1 protein-coding gene and 1 tRNA gene are annotated in these 1,382 nt (G+C 43.7%); one reads left to right on the forward strand and one right to left on the reverse strand.

Annotated features, from left to right (window positions below; all coding sequences use genetic code 11):
- Positions 1-108: 108 nt before the first annotated feature.
- A tRNA-Asp gene (locus FJZ26_06025) sits at positions 109-180 on the reverse strand.
- A gap of 339 nt (positions 181-519) precedes the next feature.
- On the opposite strand from FJZ26_06025, the gene FJZ26_06030 reads away from it, so the two are divergent.
- Positions 520-1,317, forward strand: a complete 798-nt coding sequence (locus FJZ26_06030) for a hypothetical protein (GenBank protein MBM3229965.1) — start codon at positions 520-522, stop codon at positions 1,315-1,317.
- Positions 1,318-1,382 lie beyond the last annotated feature (65 nt).

A 1,382-nucleotide genomic window follows, 5' to 3' on the forward strand; every position in this document is an offset into this window, starting at 1 on the left:
TGAAGGAGGATTTGCTAAAAGGGCAAACAGTGGATGAAAACTGAGCATCAATAAAGAGAAAGGAAATCGCTACTCAATTTTGTTTTTTCGTTCGCGAAAAAGTTTCAACGCCTTGTGCGGGAGTCGAACCCGCCTCACCGGATTGACAATCCGAGATCCTAACCGATAGACGAACAAGGCAGAAGGGGGGTGCGCCCCCCTTTCTAAACCCCCATTGGAAAACGGGGGCTAGAACATTGGACTTTTTCCTTTAATTATCCCACCAGTGTGATTAGTTCGGCAAATTTTTCTTTTTTTGTGAAATCAAGCGCCCGGGGGTTTTCTTTTTGAACCCAGGGGCCTTTTTCTTTTCCAAAAGAAAAAGGGGCCTTTGAACACACAACATCCTCGTTACTGCACCAATTTGCAGTGCTGCAAACTACAGCGAGGCGCTCTGCCAGGTTGAGCTATGGTGGGACGAGTTTAACTTTGTGCGATAAACGTTTTTTAAGCTTCGCTGTGCCCAGCCCATACGATAAAATGCTTGAATCCCTAGTCTTAGTCAAATTCGCTGTTTCAATAATTGCAGTGCTTGGACTCACGCTTGTTTCAGAAAGAATCAGCCCAAAAGCAGCCGGGTTTTTGTCAGGCCTGCCGATAGGCACAGCTATTACGCTGTTCTTTTATGGCCTTCAAATTAGCCCTGGATTCGCTTCTGACAGTGCGATTTACAATCTTGTGGGCCATGTTGCCTTCCAGATTTTTTTACTTGCCTACTTTGCCACATCCGGATTTTTCAAAAAACATTCCCTTACCCTTGCGGTTGCCATATCAGTTCCTGCGTATTTTGCGGCATCCTATTTGCTTGCTTCGATTGATTTTGGGATTTTGGCATCGGTTGCACTTTTCCTGATATGCATCCCTGCCTTTGCACTTTACTATAAAAAAATCCCTGAAATAAAGGTTCCAAAATCCGTTGCTTTTGAACCTAAAGTCATAATATTCCGGTCACTTGTTACGGCGTCGTATATATTATTGACAACTGAGATTGCCGGAGCTGTTGGCCCAAGATGGGCAGGCATATTGTCAACAGGCTCGACATTATTTCCATTGGTTTTGATTGTGCATTACACTTATGGAAAGCAGTATGCCCATACTGTGATTAAGCATGTTCCAGCTGGATTGGGTTCAATGCTTTTTTATTCCCTGGGAGTGCATTATGCTTTTCCTTCTCTAGGAGTTTGGTGGGGGACGGTAGTTGCTTATCTGGCGTGCGGGGTTTATCTGGTCGGGTATTACATTGTTTCTGAGAAAAATAAGAAAACCCGAATTGAATAGGTATGGACTTGATAAATTTTGGTCTTGGTAAAATGTTGACTTGAAAAGAAGACTATGCCATCGGA

The sequence above is a fragment of the Candidatus Parvarchaeota archaeon genome (assembly GCA_016866895.1).
Lineage (GTDB): Archaea > Micrarchaeota > Micrarchaeia > Anstonellales > VGKX01 > VGKX01.